Source organism: Thalassospira sp. ER-Se-21-Dark, from assembly GCF_017922435.1.
Taxonomy (GTDB): Bacteria; Pseudomonadota; Alphaproteobacteria; order Rhodospirillales; family Thalassospiraceae; genus Thalassospira.
The window spans coordinates 761030-786165 of the sequence record NZ_VDEZ01000002.1 but is presented as its reverse complement, the minus strand read 5'-3'; the positions used below and the strand labels follow the sequence as shown (position 1 = coordinate 786165).

The window sequence follows — 25136 nt, the reverse complement described above, 5'->3', positions numbered from 1 at the left end:
AATCGAAACAAGAAAAAGATTGATTTGGTCACGACATGGCGCACGACATTCTTATTGTCGACGATGAAGAAGATATCCGGGCTCTGATATCAGGCATTCTCGAGGACGAGGGGTATACAACCCGTCAGGCAGGATCAAGCCAGGGCGCGCTGTCAGAGGTTGCAGCACGCCGCCCAAGCCTTGTGGTGCTTGATATCTGGATGGATGAAAGCGATCACGATGGCATCGAGACGCTTAAGCTGATCAAGCGCGAGCACAGCGAAGTCCCGGTCGTGATGATTTCCGGTCACGGAAATATTGAAACGGCACTCGAAGCGTCGCGCATCGGCGCATATGATTTTATCGAAAAACCGTTCAATACTGACCGCCTGCTAATGGTGGTCGAACGCGCCATTGACGATGCGCGCCTGCGTCGTGAAAACCGCGAACTGACTTTGCGGGCCGGTGGTGATACCGAACTTGTTGGCAAATCATCGGTTTTGAACAACTTGCGCCAGTCGGCCGAACGGGTTGCGCGTACCGGCAGCCGCATTCTGATCCATGGTCCGGCCGGATCGGGCAAGGAAGTTGTCGCGCGCCTGATCCATCAGAAATCCGCCCGTGCGGAAGCACCGTTTGTCGTGCTGAACTGTGCCAATATTTCGCCCGACACCATGGAAGAATCGCTGTTTGGGGCGGTTGCGACTTCGGATCGTGAGGCGCGTACAGGTGTGCTTGAGCTTGCGCATGGCGGGACCTTGTTGCTTGATGAAGTGGCTGATATGCCGCTTGAAACCCAGGGCAAGATTGTCCGGGTTTTGCAGGATCAGACGTTTGAACGCGTTGGCGGATCTGTGCCGGTCAATGTTGATGTGCGCGTTATCGCAACGACTGCGCGCGATCTTGAACAACGCATCGCCGAGCAGAAATTCCGGCAGGACCTTTATTACCGACTGAATGTTGTGCCGCTTGAAGTGCCATCCTTGCAGCAGCGTCGGGAAGATATTCCGATGTTGGCAGAAATGTTCCTTGATCGTTATGCCGACGCGACCGGTCTTCCGAAACGGAAACTCTCGCCCGAAGCAATGGCAACCCTGCATGCCTATGATTGGCCGGGCAATGTGCGCCAGTTGCGCAATGTCATCGAAAGATTGATGATCATGGCGCCCGATGATGACGACAAGGTTGATCTGATCAGTGGTAAAATGCTGCCATCAGAGCTGTTTTCTGACGTGCCGACGTCGCTAAGTTTTGACAAGACCAGTGAAATCATGGCATTGCCGCTCCGCGAAGCGCGGGAGATGTTTGAAAAAGAATATCTCCAGACACAGATCGACCGTTTTGGCGGGAATATCTCCAAAACGGCAAGCTTTGTCGGCATGGAACGCTCAGCCTTGCATCGCAAGCTGAAAAGCCTTGGTGTGAACGGGCAATAAGCCCAAACTCATCATGGACTGTTGTGAACGGGAGAATTCGAAATGAAGGTCATCATTTGCGGCGCCGGGCAGGTGGGGTTCCACATTGCCAAATATCTGGCTGCGGAAAACAATGATGTAACCGTGATTGACCAGTCCGAAGAACTGGTGCGCAAGATTTCCGACACCCTTGAGGTCAAGGGCATCATTGGTTTTGGCTCGCACCCCGATGTGTTGCAGCAGGCAGGCGCCGAAGAGGCTGACATGCTGATCGCCGTGACCTTTGCAGATGAAGTCAATATGACAGCCTGTCAGGTTGCGCATTCGTTGTTCAACGTGCCAACCAAAATTGCCCGTATCCGCAGCCAGACTTATTTGCAGCCGGAATGGGCCAGCCTGTTTGGCCGTGAAAAGCTTCCGATTGATGTGGTGATTTCGCCCGAGATGGAAGTCGCGCGCGCGGTTGCACGCCGCCTTCAGGCACCCGGTGCGTTCGACATGATCCCGTTTGCCGATGACAAGGTCAAAATCCTTGGCATCCGGTGTAGCGACGATTGCCCGGTGATCAATACACCGTTGCGTCAGCTCCATCAGCTTTTCCCGGATCTCAATATCTCGATCCTTGGCATGATCCGCGGTGACAAGGCGGTCTATCCCAAGGGCGATGACCAGATGCTGGCAGGCGATCTTGTGTATCTTGCCGTATCAAGTGATCAGGTGGATCGCGCAATGTCGGCCTTTGGTCACGAAGACCCTGAAGCACGCCGTATTGTGATCTTTGGTGGCGGGAACATCGCGTTGTTCCTGGCCGAGGAAATCAACAAGAACTTCCCTGGTGTGACCACCCGACTGGTCGAAGCCGATCCGGAACGCGCGCGCTATGTCGCACAGAAACTGCCAAAGAAAAGCGTTGTTCTGCGGGGTGACGTTCTTGATCCTGAACTGCTTGAAGAAGCCAATGTCGGTAATGCCGAGGCAGTTGTTGCACTGACCAATGATGATGAAACCAACATTCTGGCATCACTTTTGGCCAAACGGTATGGCTGCCCGCGTGCGCTGACTCTGATTAACAAAAGCACATATAACTCGCTGGTTTCCGAACTTGGCGTGGATGTGGTGATCAGCCCGCGTATGACGACGGTGTCGACCATCCTGCATCATGTACGCCGTGGTCGTATTCGTGCGGTGCACAGCTTGTCAGAGGGCTTTGGCGAGGTTCTTGAGGCAGAAGCCCTTGAAACTGCACCAATCGTTGGCAAGGCGATCAAGGATATCGCGATGCCGGCGAGCGTGGTGTTTGGGGCCATTTTGCGCGATGGCGAAGTTGTGATGCCGCGCGCCGCCACCGTGATCGAGGCCAACGACCGGATTGTCGTATTTGCCGGTTCGGAACAGATCAAGAAGGTCGAAAAGATGTTCGCTGTTCGTCTGGAATACTTCTGATAATCAACCCGCTATCGTAATCCTCACACAATATATTCCTGATCCTGCCACCGGAAGTTCAAATGTCTGATCAATTGCCCCATCCGCCAAAGGCCGTCATATTTGACTGGGATAACACCCTTGTCGATAGCTGGGGGACGATCCAGGCAGCGCTTAACATGACATTTGACGACTTCGGGCTTGAGACATGGACGCTTGAACAAACCAAGCAGCGTGTCGCGCGCTCGATGCGTGACAGTTTCCCGATCTTGTTTGGTGAAGATCGCTGGGAGCAGGCCAAAGACAGCTTTTACGGTCATTTCCAGTCTATTCACCTTGAAACCCTGATGCCGCTGGCCGGTGCGCATGATTTGTTATGTGCACTGCGTGATAACGGCACCTATATCGGGGTGGTCAGCAACAAGAACGGGGATTTCTTGCGCAAGGAAGCCGATCACCTTGGGTGGACACCATTTTTTGGCCGGATTGTCGGTGCAACCGATGCCGCCAAGGACAAACCGGCACCCGATCCGGTGCATATGGCGATGGGCGACTCTTCGGCGCCGCAATATGAGAATCTGTGGTTTGTTGGCGACAGCGTGGTCGATATTCAGTGCGCGCGCAACGTCGGGGCGACTGCAATTCTGATTGGCGATGAAATTACCGGTCACGGCGATACGCAGAATTCCGCGACTCTTAGCCCTGATTGGCATTTCGCTGACTGCGGGGCGCTTGTAGGGGTTGTAAAAGGCTTCTCGAAAGTCTTATAGTTCATAGAGGTCATTAAAAATGGGGCCGGAATCGTGACAGACCTTTAAGTCGACGGTTCCACATTTTCCTTGACCGCCCGAAACCAAAAAAACGCTCATAAAAGAAGGCTAGGTCTAACCGATGGCGGAAAAATCACAGAATGTTCAGGACGTCTTCCTGAATTATTGCCGTAAAAACAAAACGCCGGTTACCGTGTTTCTGGTCAACGGAGTCAAATTGCAGGGCATCATTACCTGGTTTGACAATTTCTCTGTTTTGCTGCGGCGCGATGCTCATACCCAGCTCGTATACAAACATGCGATTTCGACGGTAATGCCGACGACGCCGATCAAACTGTTTGATCCGAGCCAGCCTGCGACGGAAGAAGAAAATAGCTGAAGAATCTCTGACTTCGGGGGGCGGCGATACGCCAGAAGCTCCCCGGGTCCTAGTTTTCCACCCGGAACTAAAACGCGCAGACCAGACCGGTGCTTGGCGCGACGCATCGTCGCGTCTCGAAGAAGCGGTCAGTCTTACGGGTGCACTTGATTTTGAAGTGGTGGGCGCGGAAATTGTGCCCATCGCGAAATTGCGGCCTTCAACCCTGTTTGGCAAAGGCGTTACCGAACGTCTTGGTCTGCAGATCAAGGCCATTGAGGCCGACATTGTCATGATCAACGGCCAGCTTTCCCCGATCCAGCAACGTAACCTGGAGCGCGAATGGAAATGCAAGGTCATTGACCGGACCGGCCTGATCCTTGAAATCTTTGCTGATCGCGCGCGGACGCGTGAAGGTCGTTTGCAGGTTCAACTGGCACTGCTGAGCTATCAGCGGTCGCGCCTTGTCCGGACCTGGACGCACCTTGAACGTCAACGTGGTGGGCGTGGCTTCCTTGCTGGTCCTGGTGAACGTCAGATCGAGATCGACCGTCGTTTGATCGGTGACAAGCTTGCCAAGCTTCGTCGTGAGCTTGAGGAAGTCAAACGGACGCGCGAACTTCATCGCGAAGCACGCCGTCGTGTGCCGTATCCGATTGTGGCGCTTGTCGGTTACACCAACGCCGGCAAATCGACGCTGTTTAACCAGCTGACCGTGTCCGAGGTGTTTGCCGAGGACATGCTGTTTGCGACGCTTGATCCAACCATGCGTGGTTTGATCCTGCCAAGTGGTCGCAAGGTTATTCTGTCCGATACCGTGGGCTTTGTGTCCGATCTGCCGCACGATCTTGTCGCGGCGTTCCGCGCAACGCTTGAAGAAGTTCTTGAAGCCGACCTGATTGTCCATGTCCGCGATGCGGCTTCACCGGAAACAGAAGAGCAAAAGCTTGATGTGCTTGAGGTTCTTAAGGAGCTTGGGCTTAAAAAGGCGATTGACGGTGAGGAACTTGTCGAGGCGCTGAACAAGATCGATCAGCTCAAAGGCGAAGAACTGCAAGCCGTTTCGGAATATTCTGCGCGCCATGACAATACGATCGCGATTTCAGCCATCAAAGGCACGAATTGCGATGCATTGCTTGGCCTGATTGAAGACCGGTTGACCGAAGATATGCCGGTGTTTGAACTTCGTGTTCCGTATTCGGATGGCAAATCGCTTGCGCGGCTTTATGAGCAGGGCGAGGTTTTGAAACGCAACGAAGGTGCCGACGGCATTTCGGTTCAGGTGCGCGTCGATACGACCCGCGTTGGTCGTTTCGAAGACTGGTGTGCCAAGGCCGGGCTCGATATTCATCTGGTTTGATAGGGAGAGAGTGCGTGGCGATTAAAGTCGATATGGATAAAGTGACCGAAATTATTCGGGAAGTATCGGCTGCTGAGATTGCCCCGCGTTTTGGTCAGTTGGATGATGCCGATATCGATACCAAGACCCATGCGATGGATCTGGTGACGATTGCAGATACCGAAGCCGAACGCGTTCTGACCCGGCGCCTAACCGATCTTTTGCCGGGCAGCCGTGCACTTGGCGAAGAAGCCGCCCATGAAGACCCGACTTTACAGGAACGGATCTTTGCCGGCGATGATCCGTTCTGGATCATTGATCCGGTTGATGGCACCAAGAACTTCGCCCATCACAAACAACCGTTCCGTTGCATGGTCGGCCTTTATTCTGGTGGTGAAACCGTTGCTGCCTGGATTGTTGATCCGATTGAAGGGGCGGCAACCGTTGCAGAATTGGGGTCGGGGACGCGTTACCAGGATCAGGGGGTTTCGGTGCGTTCCAACATCACCAAGGCGTCTGATGCCAAAGGTTTTCTGATTTCATATGCCCGGGACCGCATCAGCAAGCATTACGGCCATCTCGATTTCTTTGCCGATGTTGCGCATTATTCCTGCTGTGGTGCCGAGTATGAGGAAACGGCGCGTGGTGCGTTTGATTTCTGTGCCTATCGGACACTTAAACCCTGGGATCATGCGCCGGGCACATTGCTGGTGCGTGAGGCAGGTGGTTATGCGCGCTATATCACCGCCGACAAGAATAATGAATATAACGCCAATGCCACGGCGGCAGGGCTTTTGTGCGCCAGTTCCGAGGAGCTGTGGGCAGAAATCAATGAAATTCTGATACCGCTCTTTACCTGAGCGTGATCAGACCTGACCGCGTTCGGTCTTTTTCGCCAGATTCCAGAGACTATCCATTTCAGCCAGATCGGAGTCCGCAGCCGTGCGACCGTCGCGTGCCAGTTCATCTTCGATGAAGTGGAAGCGTTTGGTGAACTTGTGGTTCACGCCGCGAAGCGCCACTTCGGGGTCAACACCGATCTTGCGCGCCAGATTGGCCATCACAAACAACATATCGCCAAGTTCATCCTGCAAACGGGCCGGATCCGGGTTTTCGGTCATCTCGGCTTTGAGTTCGTCGATTTCTTCGTGAAGCTTGTCAAAGACTTCATCGGTGCTGGGCCAGTCGAACCCGACACGCGCAGCCCGTTTGGTCAATTTTTCCGCGCGCATTAACGCGGGCAGGGCGCTTGCGACCCCATCAAGGGCGCTGTGGCGTTCGTGGCCTTTGTCTTCTGCCTTCCGGGCGCGTTCGGCGGCCTTGATCTTTTCCCAAGTCTGATTGACGCCATCGGTCGTCGTGGCATCCCCGTCGCCAAATACATGCGGATGGCGGCTGATCATTTTTGAAACGATGCTGTTGGCGACGTCTTCGAACTCGAAATGACCGGCTTCCTTCGCCATCTGGGCATGGAACACCACCTGCAACAGCAAATCGCCCAACTCGTTGCAAAGCTCTGGCATGTCATTGTCGGCAATCGCATCAGCCACTTCGTAGGCTTCTTCGATGGTGTAGGGGGCAATGGTGGAGAAATCCTGTTCCAGATCCCACGGGCAGCCACCATCGGGATTGCGCAGCTTTGCCATGACGTCGAGGAGTTCGTTGATGGCTTTGCTGTTATGCGTGGTCATGGTCGATGTCCCGTCTGTTTTGCTGGTGTGCCCCGTTTATCCTTTAAGTCCTATCGCGCTGCATCAAAACTGACAAGCATATGATCAAGGCAAAACAAAACCCGCAAGGCCAATGCGGCGCTTGCGGGTTTTGCTGTGATGTTCGGATGCCCTTTTGGCCTATGCAGCCTTGAGCTTTTCCTGTTTTTCGGTGCTGTCATCCTTGGTTTGCTTGGATGATGCACTTTCTTCTTTTTTGCCTTCGACGAGGCCGCGATGCAGGGCGACGATTGCCTTGTTGAAGTCGCCTTCGGCAACAACAAACTGCAGATCAACGCGGCGGCTCGGATAGTGGGAGGCCACCAGTTCAACACCGGCATCATCAAGGATCGATACCGCGCGGGCGAACAGACCCGGCTGCTCGATATTGGCACCAATCACTGAGACAATCGCGACCTTACGAGTCTGAACGGTTGCCTCTGGCTGATTCGCCTCGATCTCGTCAACACAGCGGCGGATCTGCTTGAGCGGTGCCGACACGTAATGCGTAATCGTATTGGCATTCAGGTTCTTGGTGACGGTCGGAACCTTGTAACGTTTCAGAACGTTCAGGATCGCTTCCTCGCCACCTGGAACACCAACCATATCCTGATTGAAGACTTCAATCTCGAACGCGGTCGGAACGCCAGTCACGATTTCAACACGGCTGTTTTCCGGCTCCCAATGATCGTCAATAACTGTGCCCGGGTGTTCCGGTTCAAAGGTATTGGCAATCCGCAGCGGAATATCGTTCTGACGAAGGCCTTTGGCTGCGCGCGGGTGGATGGCTTCCATGCCCATGTTCGACAGCTGGTCGGCCACGTCATAGCTGGTGCGGCCAATCGGGCGCACAGCATCTTCGCCAACGATGCGCGGATCGGCACTCGACAGGTGGAATTCCTTATGAATGATCGCTTCGCGCGCTTGGGTCAGGCAGGCAATGCGCGAGAAGGTCACTTCACTGTAGCCACGGCCATAGATGCTCATCAGGCCTTCGCTGCACTGGGCATAGCCCGTCGCAATGGCAAGCTGCTTGGAAAGGTCGATGTCATCAAACACCTTTCCAATGCGACCATCAAGGGTAGAGGCCTCTGGCTCACGCCAGCCCGAAAGATCGGCAAAGACCGCATTTACACCCTTGGCGCGAAGGAGCAGCATGGTGTTGTGCGCACTATGCGCTTCACCAATGGCTGAGAGCATTTCACGTACGGTCAGAAGATGCTTTTCAAGCTTGAAGTGACCGAAGCTGCACAGGCGATGAAGATCCATCAGGCAGCTGCGCGTGCCTTCAATGCGTTCCTGCACAAAGGCATTGGCAAGCTTCAGTTCCGGCGCGTCGCCAAAAATTTCTTCGTTAATGGCGCACATCTTTTCGGAGACCTTGGTCAAGGCATCGCCCCAGGCCCAATCGGTTTCCGAGCCGGCGTAAAGCTGATAGACGCCCGGTTCACCGGTCTTTTTGTTTTCCAGCAAAAGGTCGGTAAAACCGCCATATGCCGAAACAACAAAGACACGGTTGTAAAGTTCGTCTTCCTTACGGTTGCCGACAAGAATGTTGTCCATGACCGCATCAACCTGGGTCATCGACGTACCGCCGATCTTGTGAACGCTATGCCCTGCGTCCTTGTTTTTCTGGGCTGAAAGCATGTTGCCTCCTTTAGGGGCGTTTCCTTTAAAGAATATGCTTTAAATGGTCGGGCTGTCGTTAGGTGCCGCCCGACCAGAAATTGTTAGCTTGCGAGTGCTTCGCCATCGAGCGGATAAACACCGTTCTCGTCATGCACTTCACGGCCATTCAGCGGCGGGTTGAAGGCGCAGGCAACAACCATGTCCTCGGTGCCGCCGCGCAGATAGTGGCGGTCATGCTTGTCGAGGATGTAAACCGTGCCCGGCTCGATCTTGTATTTCTTGCCGTCAGCAATGGTTTCGACTTCGCCGTTACCCGAGATGCAGTAAACCGTCTCGAAATGGTTGGCGTAACAGATCTCGGTTTCGGTGCCGGCATAAATGGTGGTGATGTGGAACGAGAAACCCATGCCATCTTCGGCAAGCGACAGACGGGTGCTTTCCCAGTTGTCCGAAACGACGCGGCGACCGGATGCTTCACATTCTTTCAAAGTACGAACAATCATCTTTAACTCTTTGATATAATTAAGTTGTGGGGCCGGGCGACGCGGTTAAGCGTCGCCCAAACTATGTTACTCAGCGGCTGCTTTGGACGGGGAAACGTCCTTGCCCATGGCTTTGGCGGTTGCCAGTTCAAGGATTTCCAGTCCATGTGCCAGATCCTGCTTGGAGATGATCAGCGGCACAAGGCATTTGACCACTTCATCTTCCGGACCACTGGTTTCGATCACAAGGTCATGCTTGAAGCATTCCTTGGTGACCTTGGATGCCAGCTCGCCGCTTTCAAAGCAGATACCCTGCATCAGGCCGCGGCCCTTGCGATAGAGTTTGCCATCGCCATAGCGATCAATAATTTCATCGAGGCGCGTTTCAAGGAACGCAGCCTTGTCGCGTACATCAGCAGCAAACTTGTCATCTGACCAGAAATGGTCAAGCGCAGCAGCGGCAGTCACAAACGCGTGGTTGTTACCACGGAAGGTGCCGTTGTGTTCGCCCGGATGCCAGACATCGAGTTCCGGCTTCATCAGAACCACGGCAAGCGGAAGACCATACGCCGAAAGCGATTTCGACAGCGTGATGATGTCCGGCTTGATGCCAGCAGGTTCGAAGCTAAAGAACGTACCGGTACGGCCACAGCCCGCCTGAATGTCATCAACAATCAGAAGGATGTCATGCTTGCGGCAAACCTTTTCCAGGTTCTTGAGCCAGCCGAAGTCAGCGGCATTCAGGCCACCTTCACCCTGAAGGGTTTCGACGATCACGGCTGCGGGCAGAGCGATACCGCTGGAGTTGTCCGAAAGGACACGGTCCAGATACTCGGTGGTATCAGCACCGTCACCCATGTAACCGTCAAACGGTACGGCAACAGCGTTATCAAGCGAGACGCCAGCCGCGCCACGATGATGTTCGTTACCCGTGATGGCAAGCGAACCAAGCGTGCAACCATGGAAGCCGTTGGTAAACGAAATCACGGTTTCGCGGCCCTTGACGCGACGGGCCAGTTTAAGAGCGGCTTCGACGGCGTTGGTGCCGGTCGGGCCAGTAAACTGGACCTTGTATTCCATGTCACGCGGCTTGAAGATTTTCTCTTCGAGCGCTTCAAGAAACGCTGCCTTGGCCTTGGTGTGCATGTCCAAACCATGGGTGACGCCGTTTGATTTGATATAATCAATCAGCTTTTCCTGCAGGAAAGGATGGTTATGGCCATAGTTCAGCGTGCCGGCGCCAGCAAGGAAATCAAGATAGCGGTTGCCATCGACGTCGGTCAGCCAAGCGCCTTCAGCACTTTCAAAGGTTACGGGGAAGGAGCGTGCATAGCTCTGAACTTCCGATTCAAGGCGATCAAATACAGTCATAGTTCCCTCTTTCAGATTGGGAAAATCAAGTCCACCTGTCATACCGAACGTTCCGGCGTGCCGGATGTTCCGGAAATGGTCGATGCCATTTCGCGTATGACAAGTGGGGAAATTAGGTCAGCCGGATTAGGCGGCGACGCGTTCGACGTCTTCGCGCTCGAACGGACCGATCTGCCAAAGAATTTCGCTGGCAGCGGCGCCTTCGAAGTGTGTTTCGCGTTCAAACTGGACCTTGCGCTTAACATCAGCACCCAGTTCGCGCGCAACGGAACGGAAGACACCCTGCGACGGTGCGTTCGTCGAGGTGATCGTTGTGTTCAGCTGCGAGACGTTGTGGCAGGACGGACGATCCAGAATATCAAGGATCAGACGCTTCGCCAGACGCAGGCCACGGGCCTTGGGCGAAACTGCCACCTGCCAGATGAAAAGCTGTTCGGGCTGGTCGGGGACGATGTAGCCCGAAACGAAACCGACGGCTTCGCCGTTCAGTTCGGCAATCGCGCACGTGCCTGAGAAGTGCGAGCACTGCAGCAGATTGCAATACATCGAGTTTTCATCCAGCGGCTTGCAGTCGGCAATGAGGTTATTCACCGCAGCGCCGTCTGTGGCCTTGGGTTTACGGATAATCAGGTTGGCTTTCTGGCCGGTATTGCCGTTTGTGTTGGCAATTTTCATCGGTCTGCCTGCTCTGTTATTTCGATACACGATCATTTATGTCGCGAGAGATGTATAGAACAACGATACAAATTGATCAACCCCTTCTCTGTGACTTTCCTGTGAAACTCCGTAAGTTGCTGATAATAAGTTAAACATTGATATATCGCCCTTCGATAAGGATAATATTCTTTCGATGAAATATTGTTTCCTGAGTATAGCGATAATCGATGGAATAAATGATCGAAATTCGATATAAAAGTGTCTTAAAGCGTTGCGCAGCCGCGGGTCCGAGGCTAAAACAACGCTTGCTATAGAAACGAAAAACGTCCGGAAAATAACAATGGATAAATTGCATGAAGCGTTGATCTCCATCCGCCGCATTTTGCGGGCGAGTGATATCCACGCCAAAAAGCTTGGTAAGGTGACCGGGCTTAAAACATCCCAGCTTCTTGTTTTGCAATCGCTTGAGGAATTCGGTGAGATGACGGTTGGCCAGATCGCGGCCAAGGTTAATCTGGCCCAGGCATCGACCACGGCGCTTGTCGACAAGTTGCAGGCGATGCGGCTTGTGACACGCGAGCGCGGAGACACCGACAAACGCAAGGTGTTCGTCAGGCTTACAGATCAGGGCAGGGCAATTCTGGACCGCGCGCCGATGGCGCTTCATGACCGTTTTTCGGACAAGTTCAACAATCTTGAAGAATGGGAACAGACGTTTCTCATCGCCGCCCTGCAACGTGTTTCAGGGATGATGGATGCCAGTGACATCGACGTCGCACCCGTTCTGGACCACGACGAGATTGTCGAAAGGGCGGTAGATCGTCACTGAATGCAGCGAGATCAATGTTTCCTTTAGTGCATTGCAAATAAAGAAAAATCACACGGCGTTGGCTAGGTGTCGTACCCGCGGTTTGGTGCGGTATCCTGGGCTGTTGGCGCGTGGAAAACTCCGCCCGGTATGTTTTTAGGTTGACCAAATCAACCATGAGTGCATTCATTCAAAAAAACATATATGTGGAGGATGCAATGTCTGGAAACAATTCCTGGTCTCGTCGTGATGTTCTGAAATCGTCGTTGTCACTGGCGGGTATGGGGGCGGCAGGGTTGTTTCCCGCGGCTGCGTCAGCGCTTGGTTCCCTGGAACTTGGTGCATCAGACATCACGGTCATATCGGATGGCAATCTGATGTTGCCGTTGTCTTTTGCCTTTCCCGATGTTTCGCAGGATGAACTGGTTGCGTTGCTTAAGGCCGAAGGGCAGTCAACGGATGCGTTGCTGCCCGATTGCAACATCACCGTTTTGCGCCGTGGTGATCGGGTGGTGATGTTTGATGTTGGCGCTGGCCCGAATTTCATGTCGTCAGCCGGCAAGCTTATGGACAACATTGATGCGGCCGGTGTCAGCCCGGACGAAGTGACCGATATTGTGTTTACCCACGCGCATCCGGACCATCTATGGGGGCTGATTGACGATTTCGACGAATTGATCTTTGCCGACGCCCGCTATCACATGAACCGGATCGAGTGGGAATACTGGCAGGCCGAGGATACGCTTGAAAAAACGCCCGACGCGCGCAAAAGCTTTGTGGTCGGGGCGCGCAACCGGATGGCCTTCCTTGAGGACCGTATCGAGTTGTTTGATTATGGCGCAGAGGTGGTAGCCGGTGTCGAGGCGGTCGATACCGCCGGTCACACACCCGGGCATACATCTTTCATGATCCATGACGGATCAAGCAGCGCACTTGTGGTGGGTGATGCCATAACCAATGTCGCCGTATCCCTGATCCATCCAGAATGGCCAAGCGGATCTGATCAGGATGCCGAAAAGGGCATTGCCACGCGCAAGATGCTGCTCGATCGGCTTGCCGTCGATGGATCGCGGATTATCGGCTTCCACATGCCGCATCCGGGCCTTGGCGTGATCGAGCGGGCAGGTCCGGCATATCGGTTTGTTGTGGTGGGATAATCGCTGCGTGGGTCTTGGTTTAACCGTGCTTGCGCATCGATATTGCGCGCAGGAATCCGAACGGTGATCCTTCAAGAAGAACGCCAAGACCGACCCGTGCCCCGATGGCAATCGAGATCATCACAATCGGCGAAGAAATTGCCAGTGTGGAAAACGCGCTGACACCTTGGCCGATGGTGCAGCCAAGGGCGAAAACGCCGCCTGTTCCCATCAAAAAAGCACCCAGCAGGTGGCGACCGAGTTCGCGGGCGTCGTCGCAGGCTTCCCAGCGCATGTCGTTGCTTTTCCAAGCTGCCAGTGCCGCGCCCAGAAACACCCCGATCACCAATCCAACCCCGTAATCGGGCAGGGCCCCGGTAACGGTGATGATCTGCATGATTGTATCCCCAACCGGGGTGACAAAGGATCCCGCCTCGATCTGGGTTTCAACAAAGCGATATTTTGCAAAGCTCGTCGTCCAGACCCAACCAAGCGAAATGCAGGCACCAATGGTGATGGCGCCAAGCGCCTTGGCACGTTCGGCACGGAAATCAGAACTGCGAAAGACCCACCAAAGCCCGATGGCACTGATCAGCAGGGCGATTGGATAGTGCAGATCAAGTCCACTGGCGTGCGAGGCGATCGCGCCAATCGATTGCGATCCGGCTGAGGTGAACTCAATCGACAGCGGATCAAGAAACCAGACACGAGAATGACCCGTCACGCCGCGAAGGGCAGCAATGGCGGCCAGTCCGATACCGGTCAGGACGACCAGCGCACGCAGATTGCCACCGCCCAGACGAATGATGGCGCCAAATCCGCATGTGCCGACAAAAGCCATGCCAAAGCCAAACATCAGCCCGCCCAGAATGCTGCCTGCAATCGGCAGGGTCGGGGTGATGTAGAAACTGTTTGAAAGATCGATAACGCCAAGCGCGATAAACGTTTGGGTGCAGAACAGTGCGGTGATGGCCGCCAGCACCCAGGCACGCAGACCGATGCTGTTGGCGGCAAACCAATAGCGTTCAAGGGCTGCCATCGTGCAGAAATGTTGTCGACGTGCGACAAATCCCACCACGATGCCGGTCAAAACACCGACAAGCGGCAGGGCCCAGGGATTATCCAAACCCAGCATGACGTTTTCCTCCCGCCTTGTTGATTGTAATTTTTTGCCAAGGCGTCGGCGGAATCGTGACGTTTTTTCTGTTCTAATTCACGGAAGCTTTTTCGATCAGCAGTTGTCGCCTATTCGGCAGCGGCTTTTTCTTCATCGCGGACCGGTGCACAGAACAGGTCATAAAGCGTGCCAATGATGGTCGCCATTTCCGTATCGACAATGCGGTAATAGATCATGCGGCCTTCGCGGCGGGCCGAGACCAGACCATCAATGCGAAGCCTTGCCAGTTGCTGGGATACAACGGCCTGGGGCATGGACAGAATTTCTTCGAGATCGGATACCGACTTTTCGCCTTCCTGGAGGATGCAAAGGATCAGCAAGCGTGTCTCATGCGACAGCGCCTTGAGCATCTCGCTGGCCTTGCGCGCCTGCTTGAGGAGAGCTTCGGCTTCGGTCGAGTCCATGTTTTGCTTGAAACGTGGTAGGGCCATCGTTTGCTGTGCTCGTCGGTTAAAGGGCCAAAGCCATTAGATGTCCGATTATACCAGACATCAAGGTCAATACACGATTGGATACTGTGCTTCAAACCGAATATACAGTTTTCCTAATCGTTCGGCAATTGCGAGAGCATCTCGTCAAGCATCGGCCAGAAAAAATTATCGCCGGGATAACCGCGCAGACGGGCGACTTCCCGGTTGTTGCTGATTAACACGAATGTCGGTGTAACACGTTCACGCGCGATGTGATCAAGGTCTTCGGGCCATTCATGAATATCAACACGGCGAAGAGGGGCCAGTTTGCCCTGATCGGTGTTGGGGTAGGCTTCGCCGATTTCCTGATGCCAGCGCACACACCATGCGCATCCCTTTTGTTCAAGCATCAGCAATTCGGTCGCCAATGCAGAGCCGATCCACATCTGTGATGCGAAAATCATGGTTGGGATGAGCCGGAACGCCCCGGAAATGTGCGGTTTTTTCATATGTCTGGATTCTACATAAAGTTATGATTGAATTATATATATGAAAAATACTATTCTTTGAAGAGGCGCTGATAAACAAATTCCAAAATCAGATACCCACAGCGCCGGGAGGAACATGAATTGCTCGATATTGGTTTCGGCGCAGCCTTCCTTGCGGGGGTGTTGTCGTTCTTTACGCCATGTGTTTTGCCGATTGTGCCGCCATACCTTGCCTATCTGGCAGGGGTCAGTGTTACGGATCTTGATGATCGTGCGGTCGCAAGTGCGAAGTCACGCCAGGTGTTTTTTACGGCATTGGCCTTTGTCGCAGGTTTTAGCACGATTTTCATCGCCCTTGGTGCGACGGCAAGCGTCATCGGCCAGTCACTGGCCAGCTATTTTGACATCTTATCGATCATTGCCGGGATCATGATTGCGATCATGGGCCTCCATTTCATGGGGGTGTTCCGAATATCGCTTTTGTATCGCGATGCGCGGGTCAATGTTGCGAAAAAGCCAGCGGGGCTTGTCGGGGCCTATGTGATGGGGCTTGCCTTTGCCTTTGGCTGGACGCCGTGCGTAGGGCCGGCACTGGCCGCGATCCTGTTTGTTGCCGGGGCGGAAAGCACGGCATTGCGCGGGGCAGGGTTGCTTGCGGTGTATTCGCTGGGAATCGGTTTGCCCTTTGCGCTGGCGGGGCTTTTCGCCGGGCAGTTCGTTGGCTGGTCCCGAAAATTCAAACGACACATGCACACTGTTGAACGGGCGATGGGGGTCTTGTTGGTGTTGACCGGTGTCTTGTTCATGACCGGGCAGATGTCGGCCATCGCCCAATGGTTGCTTGAGACTTTCCCTTCGCTTTCGACCCTCGGATAGGAGTTGCGTCATGACTATGCGTCATCTGTTGCGTGGAGTGCCTTTGGCGAAATATCTGGTCGCCGGTTTGCTGGTAATGAGTTGGTCACAAGGATCGCACGCGGAAACCGTGGGCGAAGATGGTCTGCACAAGCAGGACTGGTTTTCGATCACATTTCGCGACATTGCCGACGATATCGCGGCGGCCCGGGATGAAAACAAGCGTCTGGTGATGATCTTTGAGCAGCGCGGCTGCATCTATTGCGCCAAGATGCATACCGAACTGCTGAGCGATCCAGAGGTATCCGGCTACATCAAGGAGAACTTCAAGGTTGTCCAGTACAACATGTTTGGCGACGAAGAAGTGATTGATCTCGATGGCGACGTGCTGAGCGAGAAAACCGCCGCCCGCAAGTGGGGCTATGTCTTTACCCCGACCATCGTTTTTCTGCCTGAAGAAGCACCGGAAGACGGCAAGAATGCCGCCGAGGCCGCGGTTGCGACCATGCCGGGCGCGTTTGGCAAATGGACGTTCCTGAATATGTTTCGTTGGGTGAACGAGAAGGGCTACGAAACCGACGAGCACTTCCAGAAATATCATGCCCGCATCATTCAGAAGCTTCAGGAAGAGGGGCGATTGGGGCAGTAACAACCCCTTGTAATGCGTGCATAATTGATAGTTCAGTACATGAAACATTAAAAATATCATATTTATGTGTTGAATTAAAAGTTGAGTTTGAATAACTTGAACTAAAGGCGCCGTCAGAGCCGCCAGATGTCAGACCGGGGATGTTCATATGCCACACAGAGGGCAGGGGCATCGTCACAGGAGGAACCACAACGCCATGTCTTGGAAACCAAGAACCTTTCTTGCGTGCCTGATCGTTGGCCTTCCGGCCCTTGCCGCAGCTGATGCACTTGCACCTGCCGATGTCAAATTCGATGACATGTCTGTATCCCAGTCATTGACCAGCCAGCCGGGGGACCCGGAAAACGGGCGTAAGGTCTTTACCAATCGCAGCCTTGGCAACTGTCTGGCATGTCACGCCGTCAAAGATCAAAGCGACCAGCTGTTCCACGGCGAAGTCGGGCCGCCGCTTGACGGTGCTGCCGACCGCTGGAGCGAGGGCGAACTTCGCGCCATCGTGGCTGATGCCAAAGAAGTTTTCTCCGAAGAGACGGTTATGCCGGGTTTCTATTCGCTGAATGTCGGCATCAATGTCCGCGAAGATCTGGTCGGCAAAACAATCCTGACCGCGCAGGAAGTTGAAGATGTCGTGGCCTATTTGGCGACGCTCAAAGAATAACAACCATCGAGGAACCAAGATGAATCTCACACGACGCCAAATGCTTTGTGCATCGGTCGGTGCAGCTGCAGCCGGAGTGTTCGGCTTCTCGCTGTCCGCCTCTGCCACGCCGGAAGCCACAGCCGAAAGCATCAAAAACTTTGCCGGTGGTAAAGAACCCGCGATGGGCAGTGACCTGACCCTGACGACGCCGGAAATTGCCGAAAACGGCAACACCGTGCCGATCGAGGTGTCTGTGGCAAGCCCGATGACGGATGACGATTACGTTGAGTCGGTTGTCATCTATGCCGAAGGCAACCCCAACCCGGATGTCGCTGTATTCCACTTCACGCCGATGAGCGGTGCAGCCGAAGCGAAAACCCGCATGCGTCTTGCGAAAACCCAGAATGTGGTTGCGGTCGCAAAGACCAGTAAGGGGCAGGTTTTCATGGATAAAAAAGAAGTCAAAGTGACCATCGGTGGTTGCGGCGGCTGATCGGATCGGGAGAAAGTCAAATGGACAATATCAAGCCGCGTGTAAAAGTGCCGAAATCCGCATCGGCTGGTGAGATCATCACCATCAAGACCCTGATCAACCATCCGATGGAATCAGGTTTGCGCAAGGGCAAGGATGGCAATCTCATCCCGCGCCAGATCATCAACAAGTTCACCTGTGAATTTAACGGCAAGCCCGTGTTTTCCTGTGAACTCGAGCCGGCAATTTCCGCCAACCCCTATATCGAGTTTTCCGCCAAGGTTAACGAGGCTGGAACATTCAAGTTCAGCTGGTTGGATGATGACGGTTCTGTCTACGAGACTGAAAACAAGATCGCCATAAAATGATTCGGGACGGGTCCTTGATCCAGGTGATTACGGGCCCGCCACTGTATCGGGAGGGAATGTCTTGAGAAACCAAATCATAGCCAAAGCTGCTGCGGTTGCCATGACCGCACTTGTCCCGGGGATTGCGTTTGCCGGTGGGCCGGTTGACGATGAACTCGTCATTGACGGCGAAATCCAGATGATCACCCGGGCGGCACCGCCAGAAGGTCACCCGCTTGACGAGGTGCTGTCAGGCTGGCTGTATCGAACCGAAGAAACGCGCCTTTTGGAGACCGATACCTTTGAAAATCCCGGAATGCTTGAAGTGCAGGACGGTGCGGATCTTTGGAATACGGTTGACGGAAGTGCTGGTAAATCCTGCGCATCCTGTCACGGCGATGCCGAGGACAGCATGGCTGGTGTCGGGGCACGCTTCCCGAAATGGGATGAAGCATCCAACCGCCCGATCAATGTGGAACTTCAGATCAACAAGTGCCGCACCGAAGAGATGGGGGCAGAGGCCTATAAGTTTGATGCCCCTGAGCAAAAGGCGTTGACCGCCTATGTCAAACATCAGTCTTTGGGCACTCCGGTCGCCATCGATCTTGCTGAAGGGCACATGCAGAGCTGGTGGGAGAAGGGCAACGAGCTTTATTACACCCGGACCGGGCAGCTCAATCTTTCCTGTGCATCCTGTCATGAACAGAACAATGGCAACTACATTCGCGCCGACCATCTCAGTCAGGGCAATGTCAACGGGTTCCCGACCTATCGCCTGAAGCAGGCCAGTCTGGTGTCACTGCATAACCGTTTCCGCGGTTGCATCCGTGATACCCGTGCGGAATTCCCGGCTGCATTTTCTGACGAACTGATGGCGCTTGAGGTCTATGTGACCTGGCGTGGCACCGGCTTGTCCGTCGAGACACCGGCAGTTCGCCAATAGGACCCAAAAGTTACTACAGGGGTGATTGGCTTATCCTCCCGGTTGCCCCGCCTTTCTTCCTTTAAATGCGTCGGCCGCGTTGCCGAACAGGTGAATATTGCCCGGAGGCCACCAATAAATGTTTTCGCGCCGTGAATTCTTACAATGGGCTGCTGTGACCACCGCAGCGACCGGCTATATGGGCAGTTTGACCCGTGTGGCTGCCCAACAGCGTCTGACCCAGGACGATCTTTTGAAGTTTGACAGCAAAGGCAGTATTACGCTTTTGCACTTCACCGATGTTCATGCCCAGCTAAAGCCTGTCTATTTCCGCCCACCATCAGAAAATTACGGTGTCGGGGCGTTTGAAGGCATTCCGCCACATCTGGTGGGCGAGGAATTCCTGTCCCACTTCGGGATTAAGCGCGGCAGTCCGCTCGCCTATGCTCATACCATGGTCGATTATGTCGATATGGCGCGGACGTATGGACGCCTTGGCGGCCTTGATCGCACCGCGACGCTGGTCAAGGCGATCCGCGCGGAACGCGGGGATAGCAACGTTCTGTTCCTTGATGGTGGTGACACCTGGCAGGGGTCCTATACGTCGCTCAAGACCAATGGGCAGGACATGGTTGATTGCATGAAGCTGCTCAAGCCGGATGCGATGGTCGGTCACTGGGAATTCACCTTTGGCGAAGACCGGGTCAAGGAGATCGTTGATGATCTTGGTTATCCGTTCCTGGCCAGCAACGTTTTTGACACGGAATGGGACGAACCGGTTTTCGAGCATACCGCGTTCTATGAAACTGGCGGGCACAAGGTCGCAGTGATCGGGCAGGCTATGCCCTATACCCCGATTGCCAATCCGCGCTGGATGATTCCGAACTGGTCGTTTGGTATTCGCCCGGAAGTCATTCAGGCCAATGTCGACGCCGCACGCGAGGCCGGGGCCGCTGTTGTCGTCCTGTTGTCGCATAACGGATTTGATGTGGACCAGAAACTGGCAACTGTTGTGAACGGCATTGATGTCATCCTGACCGGCCATACCCATGATGCCGTGCCCGAGGCGATCGAGATCGATAACACGTTGCTTTTGTCATCTGGATCACACGGCAAATATCTGGGACGCGTTGATCTGGAAGTTAAAGACGGGCGCGTAACTGGTTATAATTCAGCACTTATTCCGGTGTTCTCGGATGTGATTGATCCCGATCCGGAAATGGCCGCCAAGATTGACGAGGTCCGTGCACCTTATGAGGACGAGTGCAATCGCGTTATCGGCAAGACATCTGGTCTGCTGTATCGCCGCGGTAATTTCAACGGGACATGGGATGACCTGATTTGTCAGGGCATCATGGAAGAACGAGATGCCGAGTTGGCATTCAGCCCGGGCTTCCGTTGGGGCACGACATTGCTTCCGGGTGACGATATCACCATCGATGATCTTTATAACCAGACCAGCATGAACTACCCGTCGGTTTATCGTCTGGAATTCACTGGCACGCAGATCAAGGAAATCCTTGAGGACGTTTGTGATAACCTGTTTAACAAGGATCCGTTCTTCCAACAGGGGGGTGACATGGTCCGTGTCGGCGGCATGGCCTATAGCTGCGCACCCAAGGAAAGCATCGGCAACCGTATCTCGAACATGACGATGATCAAGACTGGCGAGCCGATTGAAGCGGATCGCAGTTATGTCGTCGCAGGTTGGGCATCCGTCAACGAAGGCGTTGAAGGACCAGCGGTCTACGATCTGATGGAAAATTACATCACCCGTCACAAGGTCATTGATATTCCACGCAATGACACCGTGAAAGTGATTGGAATGAACTAGGCAAAATCACCTGGCCGGTTCCAATCACCGGGCAGGGCATTTTTCGCCTCAATATATATAAAATTTCGAATGTGTAGGGAGGGCACCAAGAGCCATGTCCAAACAACCTCAGAAAGATAAGAATTTTGTGCCAAGTCGGCGCAGCTTTCTTCAGGGTGGTCTAACAGCCGCCGGTGGGGCGGCGGTTGCCGCAATTGGCGGCGGTGCTGCGTTGGCGGCCGGAACCCCGGATCCGGCGATTACGGAGCTCAAGGACTGGAACCAGTATTCCGGTCCGGGCGTGGATGCCGCACCTTATGGTGTGCCGTCACCTTTTGAATCCCATGTCGTACGTCGCGATGTGCCATGGCTGACCGCCGATCCGATATCATCTATCAACTTCACACCGTTGCATGAACTTGACGGCATCATTACGCCAAATGGTCTTTGCTTTGAGCGTCATCACAGCGGGGTCGCCGAAGTGGATCCGGCCGAGCATCGCCTGATGATCAATGGTCTGGTCGACAAGCCGCTTGTCTTTACCATGCAGGATCTGATGCGTTTCCCGCGTGAAAACCGGGTCTACTTCCTTGAATGTGCGGCGAACTCTGGCATGGAGTGGCGTGGTGCGCAGCTTAATGGCTGCCAGTTTACCCACGGTATGCTGCATAACGTGATGTATACCGGCGTCCGCCTGCGCACACTTCTGGAAGAAGCCGGTGTTAAACCAGCCGGGAAATGGATCCTGGCCGAAGGTGCTGATGCATCGGGAATGGGCCGTTCGATCCCGATTGAAAAGGCGCTTGATGACTGCCTGGTTGCTTTCAAAATGAATGGCGAGGCCTTGCGTCCCGAACAAGGATATCCGGTGCGCCTGTGCGTTCCGGGATGGGAAGGCAATATGTGGGTGAAATGGCTGCGCCGGATCGAGGTCGGCGATAAGCCATGGCAGCTCCGCGAAGAAACGTCGAAGTACACCGATCTTATGCCTGATGGTCGTGCGCGGCGCTTTACCTGGGCGATGGATGTCAAATCCGTCATTACCAATCCAAGCCCGCAGGCCCCGATCACCCAGGGCCGTGGCCATACAATCATTACCGGTCTTGCATGGTCTGGCCATGGCAAGATCAAGCGCGTTGACGTGTCGATTGACGGTGGCCGCAACTGGCAGCATGCCCGGATTGACGGGCCGAGCCTTAGCCGGTCGCTGCATCGTTTCTATTACGAGTTCAATTGGGACGGATCGCCGCTTTATCTGCAATCGCGTGCCATTGACGAACAGGGTTACGTCCAGCCGACAAAGGACGCCCTGCGCGCGGCACGCGGCGATAACTCGATCTATCACAATAATGGAATCCAGACCTGGTATCTGAAGTCGAACGGAGAGGCGGAAAATGTCGAAGTTTCTTAAGTTTACCGCAAGCATCGTTCTGCTTGGCGCAGCATGGACAGCCAGTGCCAACGCGCAAGATGCAGAGGCAGGCGAGAAGGTTTTCCGCAAATGTGCCGCCTGTCATGCCGTAGGTGAAGGGGCCAAAAACAAGGTCGGACCGGAACTCAATGAAATCTTTGGGCGCGTTGCCGGGTCGCTTGAGGATTTCAAATATTCCAAGGCGATGAGCAAGGCCGGTGAAGAAGGTTTGGTCTGGGACCACGACAGCCTGACCGAATATCTGGCGAAACCGCGCGACTATATCAAAGGTACGAAGATGGCCTTTGCCGGCCTGAAAAAGGACGACGAGATCGCCAATGTGATCGCCTATCTGGCAACCTTCTCGGAAAGTGCAGAGCAAGCCGCAGCGGAACCTGAGTCCGCACCGGCATCAGAACCTGTTGAAACCGCATCTGTGTCGGAACCTGCTGTGAATGCAGCGGATGCAGTGATCCCTGAGCATGGTGTTTATCATCTAGGCCGCGAAGCACTGCCCGAAGAAGTTGCAGCATGGGATATTGATGTTCGTCCGGACGGTGTCGGGTTGCCTGTTGGCAGTGGTACGGTTGCCGATGGTGGCGTGCTCTATGATGAAAACTGTGCGGTGTGTCACGGCGTGTTTGGTGAAGGTGAGGGACGCTGGCCGGTATTGTCGGGGGGCTTTGATACCCTGACGGCGGATCGTCCGGTCAAGACCATCGGGTCTTATTGGCCGTTCGCTTCGACGATTTTTGACTATGTCCATCGGGCAATGCCGTTTGGTAATGCCCGGTCGCTGAGTGCGGATCAGACCTACGCAATTACAGCTTACCTGTTGTATTTGAACGACATTGTCACAGAAGAGGACTTTGAGTTGTCCAATGAAACCTTTAGCGAGATTTCGTTGCCGAACGAAGAGAACTTCTATCCCGATGATCGTCTGGAAGAGCCAAATTTCGCGACCAATGTTGAACCCTGCATGGAAAACTGTGGCGACGGTCCGGCCGAGATCGTGATGCGCGCGCGTATTCTTGATGTTACCCCGGACGGCGATGAAGAAAACGGTGCCGGGGGGATCGATTAATGCGTGACTGTCACCGGCAACATCATGAAACGGATGGTGGCAGGGTTTTGACAGCGCGCGTGTTTCGGGTGCTGGGCATTGATAAGATCTGGCTGTGTGTTGCGTTCGGGATCTTCTTGATCCCGAACTTTTCGTTTGCGGAGTCCGGTGCGGAGAAACCGATACCGTCTTTGCCATTGGGTGAGGCCATCGGGCAGGTATTGGCAGTGCCCGGTGATGCGGATTACGGCGCTTATCTGGCGACAGAATGTGTGACATGTCATCAGCGACAAGCTACCAATCATGCGATCCCGGTGATCGACGGTTTGCCGCGCGAGTATTTTGTCGAGGCGATGCTGGAATACAAATACCGCCTGCGCGACAATTCAGTGATGCAGGCAATCATGGCAAGCCTTGGTATGGAAGAATTGGCAGCGCTTGCGACCTATTTCTCGACGAAGGACTAAAGGTTGGAGTTTGTGAAACGTCGTTAATCAACCGATCAGGAACAAGAAAATGAGCAATGTCACAAGGCGAACGTTCAACAAGTTTCTAGGTGCCGGTGCAGGTGTCATGGCAATGCCGGGCATTTTGCGCGCGCAGGGCCGTAAGAATGTCGTGATTGTTGGCGGCGGTGCCGGTGGGGCAACGGTGGCCCGTCATTTGGCCGAAAAGGCCGGTGGGGCAATCAACATCACCCTGATTGAGGATTCCGAGAAATACACGACCTGCTTTTTCTCCAACCTGTATCTGGGTGGCTATCGCGATTTTGCTTCGATCACGCATGGCTATGATCGACTGATCAATGATTATGGCATTCGCAAAGTAACAGCCCGGGCAGAAGAAATTGATCGCACGGCCCAACAGGTGCGCACATCAACCGGGGAAACCATCCCCTATGACCGGCTGGTCCTGTCACCGGGTATTGATCTTATATTCGATAGTGTTCCGGGATATTCGGCGGAGCTGGCGGAAATTGCTCCCCATGCCTGGCAGGCGGGGCCACAGACGCAATTGCTTAAATCAAAAATTGATGGCCTTAAAAATGGTGATCAGGTGGTGATGGTTGCGCCACCCAACCCGTATCGCTGTCCGCCGGGCCCGTATGAACGCGTTTCGATGATCGCCCATACGCTTAAGGCACGCGGGCTCACTGACTGCACGATCGTTGTTCTGGATCCGAAGGAGAAATTCTCCAAACAGGGACTGTTTGCAGAAGGGTGGGAGAAATACTATCCGGGCATGGTGGAATGGTATGGGCCCAATATCCACGGTGGTATCAAGGGTGTCGATGTAGAAGCCGGAACAGTGGAGACCGATTTTGATACCTTTGGCGGTGCGTTGCTCAACATCATTCCGGCACAGCAGGCCGGGAGCATTGCAATCACGGCAGGGCTTTCGGATGACAGTGGATTTTGCCCGGTGGATGCCGAAAGCATGCGGTCCAAACGCGATCAGAACATCTTTGTCATCGGTGATGCGTCCATCGCGGGCGCCATGCCAAAGTCAGGATCTGCTGCCAACAGTCAGGCGAAAGTGGTGGTGATGCATCTGATGGCGGATCTGATGGATGCGCGGGTCTTTCCGGCGCGTTATCTCAATACGTGCTGGAGCCTTGTCGAAACCAATGACGGGATCAAGGTCGGGGCGCAATATGTCAATGTTGATGGCGCGATCGCCAGCACGTCATCCTTTATCAGCCAACCTGATGAAAGTGCCGATGTCCGCCGGCATACATTTGAGGAATCTGTTGCCTGGTATGACGGGATCACCAAGGACATGTTTGGCTAATCACACCTACGCAGTGGCAGAAA

Annotated in this window: 27 protein-coding genes; 19 read left to right on the top strand and 8 right to left on the bottom strand. The window is 54.2% G+C overall.

Features of this window, described 5'->3' with window-relative positions; genetic code table 11:
- The first annotated feature begins 35 nt into the window (after positions 1-35).
- The 6 genes from FHI25_RS11315 (at position 36) to FHI25_RS11290 (ending at position 6143) form a co-directional block, all read left to right on the top strand.
- Complete coding sequence (locus tag FHI25_RS11315) at positions 36-1415, top strand: sigma-54 dependent transcriptional regulator (RefSeq protein WP_008891085.1); 1380 nt, start codon at positions 36-38, stop codon at positions 1413-1415.
- Positions 1416-1457: 42 nt separating this feature from the next.
- Complete coding sequence (gene trkA / locus FHI25_RS11310) at positions 1458-2837, top strand: Trk system potassium transporter TrkA (protein WP_008891084.1); 1380 nt, start codon at positions 1458-1460, stop codon at positions 2835-2837.
- 62 nt (positions 2838-2899) lie between these two features.
- Positions 2900-3586: an HAD family hydrolase gene (locus tag FHI25_RS11305; RefSeq protein WP_064789174.1), complete on the top strand. Its 687-nt coding sequence runs from the start codon at positions 2900-2902 to the stop codon at positions 3584-3586.
- Positions 3587-3707: 121 nt separating this feature from the next.
- The gene (gene hfq / locus FHI25_RS11300) at positions 3708-3965 is read left to right on the top strand and encodes an RNA chaperone Hfq (RefSeq protein WP_008891082.1); all 258 of its coding nucleotides are present in this window, start codon (positions 3708-3710) and stop codon (positions 3963-3965) included.
- On the top strand, positions 3925-5304 hold the full coding sequence (hflX, locus tag FHI25_RS11295) for a GTPase HflX (protein ID WP_210517884.1): 1380 nt from the start codon (positions 3925-3927) through the stop codon (positions 5302-5304). The genes hfq and hflX overlap by 41 nt, the downstream gene beginning before the upstream one ends.
- A 14-nt stretch (positions 5305-5318) precedes the next feature.
- The gene (locus FHI25_RS11290) at positions 5319-6143 is read left to right on the top strand and encodes an inositol monophosphatase (protein ID WP_349238008.1); all 825 of its coding nucleotides are present in this window, start codon (positions 5319-5321) and stop codon (positions 6141-6143) included.
- Between the two features lie 6 nt (positions 6144-6149).
- Here the strand turns inward: FHI25_RS11290 and mazG are convergent, their stop codons facing one another.
- From mazG to ectA, 5 genes are all read right to left on the bottom strand, one after another.
- A complete protein-coding gene (mazG, locus tag FHI25_RS11285) occupies positions 6150-6974 on the bottom strand; it encodes a nucleoside triphosphate pyrophosphohydrolase (RefSeq protein WP_210517882.1) in 825 nt (274 codons plus the stop codon).
- Between the two features lie 159 nt (positions 6975-7133).
- The gene (locus tag FHI25_RS11280) at positions 7134-8639 is read right to left on the bottom strand and encodes an aspartate kinase (protein WP_063089486.1); all 1506 of its coding nucleotides are present in this window, start codon (positions 8637-8639) and stop codon (positions 7134-7136) included.
- An 83-nt stretch (positions 8640-8722) separates the two neighbouring features.
- The gene (locus FHI25_RS11275) at positions 8723-9124 is read right to left on the bottom strand and encodes an ectoine synthase (RefSeq protein WP_008891076.1); all 402 of its coding nucleotides are present in this window, start codon (positions 9122-9124) and stop codon (positions 8723-8725) included.
- A 66-nt stretch (positions 9125-9190) separates the two neighbouring features.
- On the bottom strand, positions 9191-10474 hold the full coding sequence (ectB, locus tag FHI25_RS11270; protein ID WP_210517880.1) for a diaminobutyrate--2-oxoglutarate transaminase: 1284 nt from the start codon (positions 10472-10474) through the stop codon (positions 9191-9193).
- 126 nt (positions 10475-10600) lie between these two features.
- A complete protein-coding gene (ectA, locus tag FHI25_RS11265; protein WP_008891074.1) occupies positions 10601-11149 on the bottom strand; it encodes a diaminobutyrate acetyltransferase in 549 nt (182 codons plus the stop codon).
- A gap of 322 nt (positions 11150-11471) precedes the next feature.
- Between ectA and FHI25_RS11260 the strand changes: the two genes are divergently transcribed.
- The gene (locus FHI25_RS11260) at positions 11472-11960 is read left to right on the top strand and encodes a MarR family transcriptional regulator (protein ID WP_008891073.1); all 489 of its coding nucleotides are present in this window, start codon (positions 11472-11474) and stop codon (positions 11958-11960) included.
- A 197-nt stretch (positions 11961-12157) separates the two neighbouring features.
- Positions 12158-13096, top strand: coding sequence for an MBL fold metallo-hydrolase (locus FHI25_RS11255; RefSeq protein ID WP_246879042.1), 939 nt, complete (start codon positions 12158-12160; stop codon positions 13094-13096).
- Positions 13097-13115: 19 nt separating this feature from the next.
- Here the strand turns inward: FHI25_RS11255 and FHI25_RS11250 are convergent, their stop codons facing one another.
- From FHI25_RS11250 to FHI25_RS11240, 3 genes are all read right to left on the bottom strand, one after another.
- On the bottom strand, positions 13116-14210 hold the full coding sequence (locus FHI25_RS11250) for a YeeE/YedE family protein (protein ID WP_210517876.1): 1095 nt from the start codon (positions 14208-14210) through the stop codon (positions 13116-13118).
- Positions 14211-14320: 110 nt separating this feature from the next.
- Entirely contained in the window at positions 14321-14683 is a 363-nt protein-coding gene (locus FHI25_RS11245) for a metalloregulator ArsR/SmtB family transcription factor (protein ID WP_040823953.1), read from the bottom strand.
- A 113-nt stretch (positions 14684-14796) separates the two neighbouring features.
- On the bottom strand, positions 14797-15171 hold the full coding sequence (locus FHI25_RS11240; protein ID WP_210517874.1) for a transcriptional regulator: 375 nt from the start codon (positions 15169-15171) through the stop codon (positions 14797-14799).
- A 120-nt stretch (positions 15172-15291) separates the two neighbouring features.
- Here FHI25_RS11240 and FHI25_RS11235 point away from each other — a divergent pair, with 120 nt between their 5' ends.
- From FHI25_RS11235 to FHI25_RS11185, 11 genes are all read left to right on the top strand, one after another.
- Positions 15292-16026 carry a cytochrome c biogenesis protein CcdA gene (locus tag FHI25_RS11235; protein ID WP_210517872.1) on the top strand — a complete coding sequence of 245 codons (735 nt, stop codon included), beginning with the start codon at positions 15292-15294 and terminating at the stop codon, positions 16024-16026.
- A 10-nt stretch (positions 16027-16036) separates the two neighbouring features.
- The gene (locus tag FHI25_RS11230) at positions 16037-16654 is read left to right on the top strand and encodes a thioredoxin family protein (protein WP_210517870.1); all 618 of its coding nucleotides are present in this window, start codon (positions 16037-16039) and stop codon (positions 16652-16654) included.
- A 196-nt stretch (positions 16655-16850) separates the two neighbouring features.
- Positions 16851-17312, top strand: a complete 462-nt coding sequence (soxX, locus tag FHI25_RS11225; RefSeq protein WP_210517868.1) for a sulfur oxidation c-type cytochrome SoxX — start codon at positions 16851-16853, stop codon at positions 17310-17312.
- A gap of 19 nt (positions 17313-17331) precedes the next feature.
- Positions 17332-17787: a thiosulfate oxidation carrier protein SoxY gene (gene soxY, locus FHI25_RS11220; RefSeq protein WP_210517866.1), complete on the top strand. Its 456-nt coding sequence runs from the start codon at positions 17332-17334 to the stop codon at positions 17785-17787.
- 20 nt (positions 17788-17807) lie between these two features.
- The gene (soxZ, locus tag FHI25_RS11215) at positions 17808-18134 is read left to right on the top strand and encodes a thiosulfate oxidation carrier complex protein SoxZ (RefSeq protein ID WP_063089497.1); all 327 of its coding nucleotides are present in this window, start codon (positions 17808-17810) and stop codon (positions 18132-18134) included.
- 61 nt (positions 18135-18195) lie between these two features.
- Positions 18196-19056, top strand: coding sequence for a sulfur oxidation c-type cytochrome SoxA (gene soxA / locus FHI25_RS11210; RefSeq protein ID WP_210517864.1), 861 nt, complete (start codon positions 18196-18198; stop codon positions 19054-19056).
- A gap of 118 nt (positions 19057-19174) precedes the next feature.
- Positions 19175-20869, top strand: coding sequence for a thiosulfohydrolase SoxB (gene soxB / locus FHI25_RS11205; protein WP_210517862.1), 1695 nt, complete (start codon positions 19175-19177; stop codon positions 20867-20869).
- Between the two features lie 94 nt (positions 20870-20963).
- Positions 20964-22259: a sulfite dehydrogenase gene (gene soxC / locus FHI25_RS11200; RefSeq protein ID WP_210517860.1), complete on the top strand. Its 1296-nt coding sequence runs from the start codon at positions 20964-20966 to the stop codon at positions 22257-22259.
- On the top strand, positions 22243-23343 hold the full coding sequence (locus FHI25_RS11195) for a c-type cytochrome (RefSeq protein WP_210517858.1): 1101 nt from the start codon (positions 22243-22245) through the stop codon (positions 23341-23343). Before soxC ends, FHI25_RS11195 begins: the two co-directional genes overlap by 17 nt.
- Positions 23343-23789, top strand: coding sequence for a hypothetical protein (locus FHI25_RS11190; protein ID WP_210517856.1), 447 nt, complete (start codon positions 23343-23345; stop codon positions 23787-23789). Before FHI25_RS11195 ends, FHI25_RS11190 begins: the two co-directional genes overlap by 1 nt.
- Positions 23790-23838: 49 nt before the next feature.
- Positions 23839-25113, top strand: a complete 1275-nt coding sequence (locus tag FHI25_RS11185; RefSeq protein WP_210517854.1) for an NAD(P)/FAD-dependent oxidoreductase — start codon at positions 23839-23841, stop codon at positions 25111-25113.
- The last annotated feature ends 23 nt before the right edge of the window (positions 25114-25136 follow it).

Bases quoted from the DNA above. Each gene is read 5' to 3' on its own strand.
- FHI25_RS11315 (WP_008891085.1), top strand. From the start codon at position 36: ATGGCGCACGACATTCTTATTGTCGACGATGAAGAAGATATCCGGGCT.
- trkA (WP_008891084.1), top strand. From the start codon at position 1,458: ATGAAGGTCATCATTTGCGGCGCCGGGCAGGTGGGGTTCCACATTGCC.
- FHI25_RS11305 (WP_064789174.1), top strand. From the start codon at position 2,900: ATGTCTGATCAATTGCCCCATCCGCCAAAGGCCGTCATATTTGACTGG.
- hfq (WP_008891082.1), top strand. From the start codon at position 3,708: ATGGCGGAAAAATCACAGAATGTTCAGGACGTCTTCCTGAATTATTGC.
- mazG (WP_210517882.1), bottom strand. From the start codon at position 6,974: ATGACCACGCATAACAGCAAAGCCATCAACGAACTCCTCGACGTCATG.
- FHI25_RS11280 (WP_063089486.1), bottom strand. From the start codon at position 8,639: ATGCTTTCAGCCCAGAAAAACAAGGACGCAGGGCATAGCGTTCACAAG.
- FHI25_RS11275 (WP_008891076.1), bottom strand. From the start codon at position 9,124: ATGATTGTTCGTACTTTGAAAGAATGTGAAGCATCCGGTCGCCGCGTC.
- ectB (WP_210517880.1), bottom strand. From the start codon at position 10,474: ATGACTGTATTTGATCGCCTTGAATCGGAAGTTCAGAGCTATGCACGC.
- ectA (WP_008891074.1), bottom strand. From the start codon at position 11,149: ATGAAAATTGCCAACACAAACGGCAATACCGGCCAGAAAGCCAACCTG.
- FHI25_RS11260 (WP_008891073.1), top strand. From the start codon at position 11,472: ATGGATAAATTGCATGAAGCGTTGATCTCCATCCGCCGCATTTTGCGG.
- FHI25_RS11255 (WP_246879042.1), top strand. From the start codon at position 12,158: ATGTCTGGAAACAATTCCTGGTCTCGTCGTGATGTTCTGAAATCGTCG.
- FHI25_RS11250 (WP_210517876.1), bottom strand. From the start codon at position 14,210: ATGCTGGGTTTGGATAATCCCTGGGCCCTGCCGCTTGTCGGTGTTTTG.
- FHI25_RS11245 (WP_040823953.1), bottom strand. From the start codon at position 14,683: ATGGCCCTACCACGTTTCAAGCAAAACATGGACTCGACCGAAGCCGAA.
- FHI25_RS11240 (WP_210517874.1), bottom strand. From the start codon at position 15,171: ATGAAAAAACCGCACATTTCCGGGGCGTTCCGGCTCATCCCAACCATG.
- FHI25_RS11230 (WP_210517870.1), top strand. From the start codon at position 16,037: ATGACTATGCGTCATCTGTTGCGTGGAGTGCCTTTGGCGAAATATCTG.
- soxX (WP_210517868.1), top strand. From the start codon at position 16,851: ATGTCTTGGAAACCAAGAACCTTTCTTGCGTGCCTGATCGTTGGCCTT.
- soxY (WP_210517866.1), top strand. From the start codon at position 17,332: ATGAATCTCACACGACGCCAAATGCTTTGTGCATCGGTCGGTGCAGCT.
- soxZ (WP_063089497.1), top strand. From the start codon at position 17,808: ATGGACAATATCAAGCCGCGTGTAAAAGTGCCGAAATCCGCATCGGCT.
- soxB (WP_210517862.1), top strand. From the start codon at position 19,175: ATGTTTTCGCGCCGTGAATTCTTACAATGGGCTGCTGTGACCACCGCA.
- soxC (WP_210517860.1), top strand. From the start codon at position 20,964: ATGTCCAAACAACCTCAGAAAGATAAGAATTTTGTGCCAAGTCGGCGC.
- FHI25_RS11195 (WP_210517858.1), top strand. From the start codon at position 22,243: ATGTCGAAGTTTCTTAAGTTTACCGCAAGCATCGTTCTGCTTGGCGCA.
- FHI25_RS11190 (WP_210517856.1), top strand. From the start codon at position 23,343: ATGCGTGACTGTCACCGGCAACATCATGAAACGGATGGTGGCAGGGTT.
- FHI25_RS11185 (WP_210517854.1), top strand. From the start codon at position 23,839: ATGAGCAATGTCACAAGGCGAACGTTCAACAAGTTTCTAGGTGCCGGT.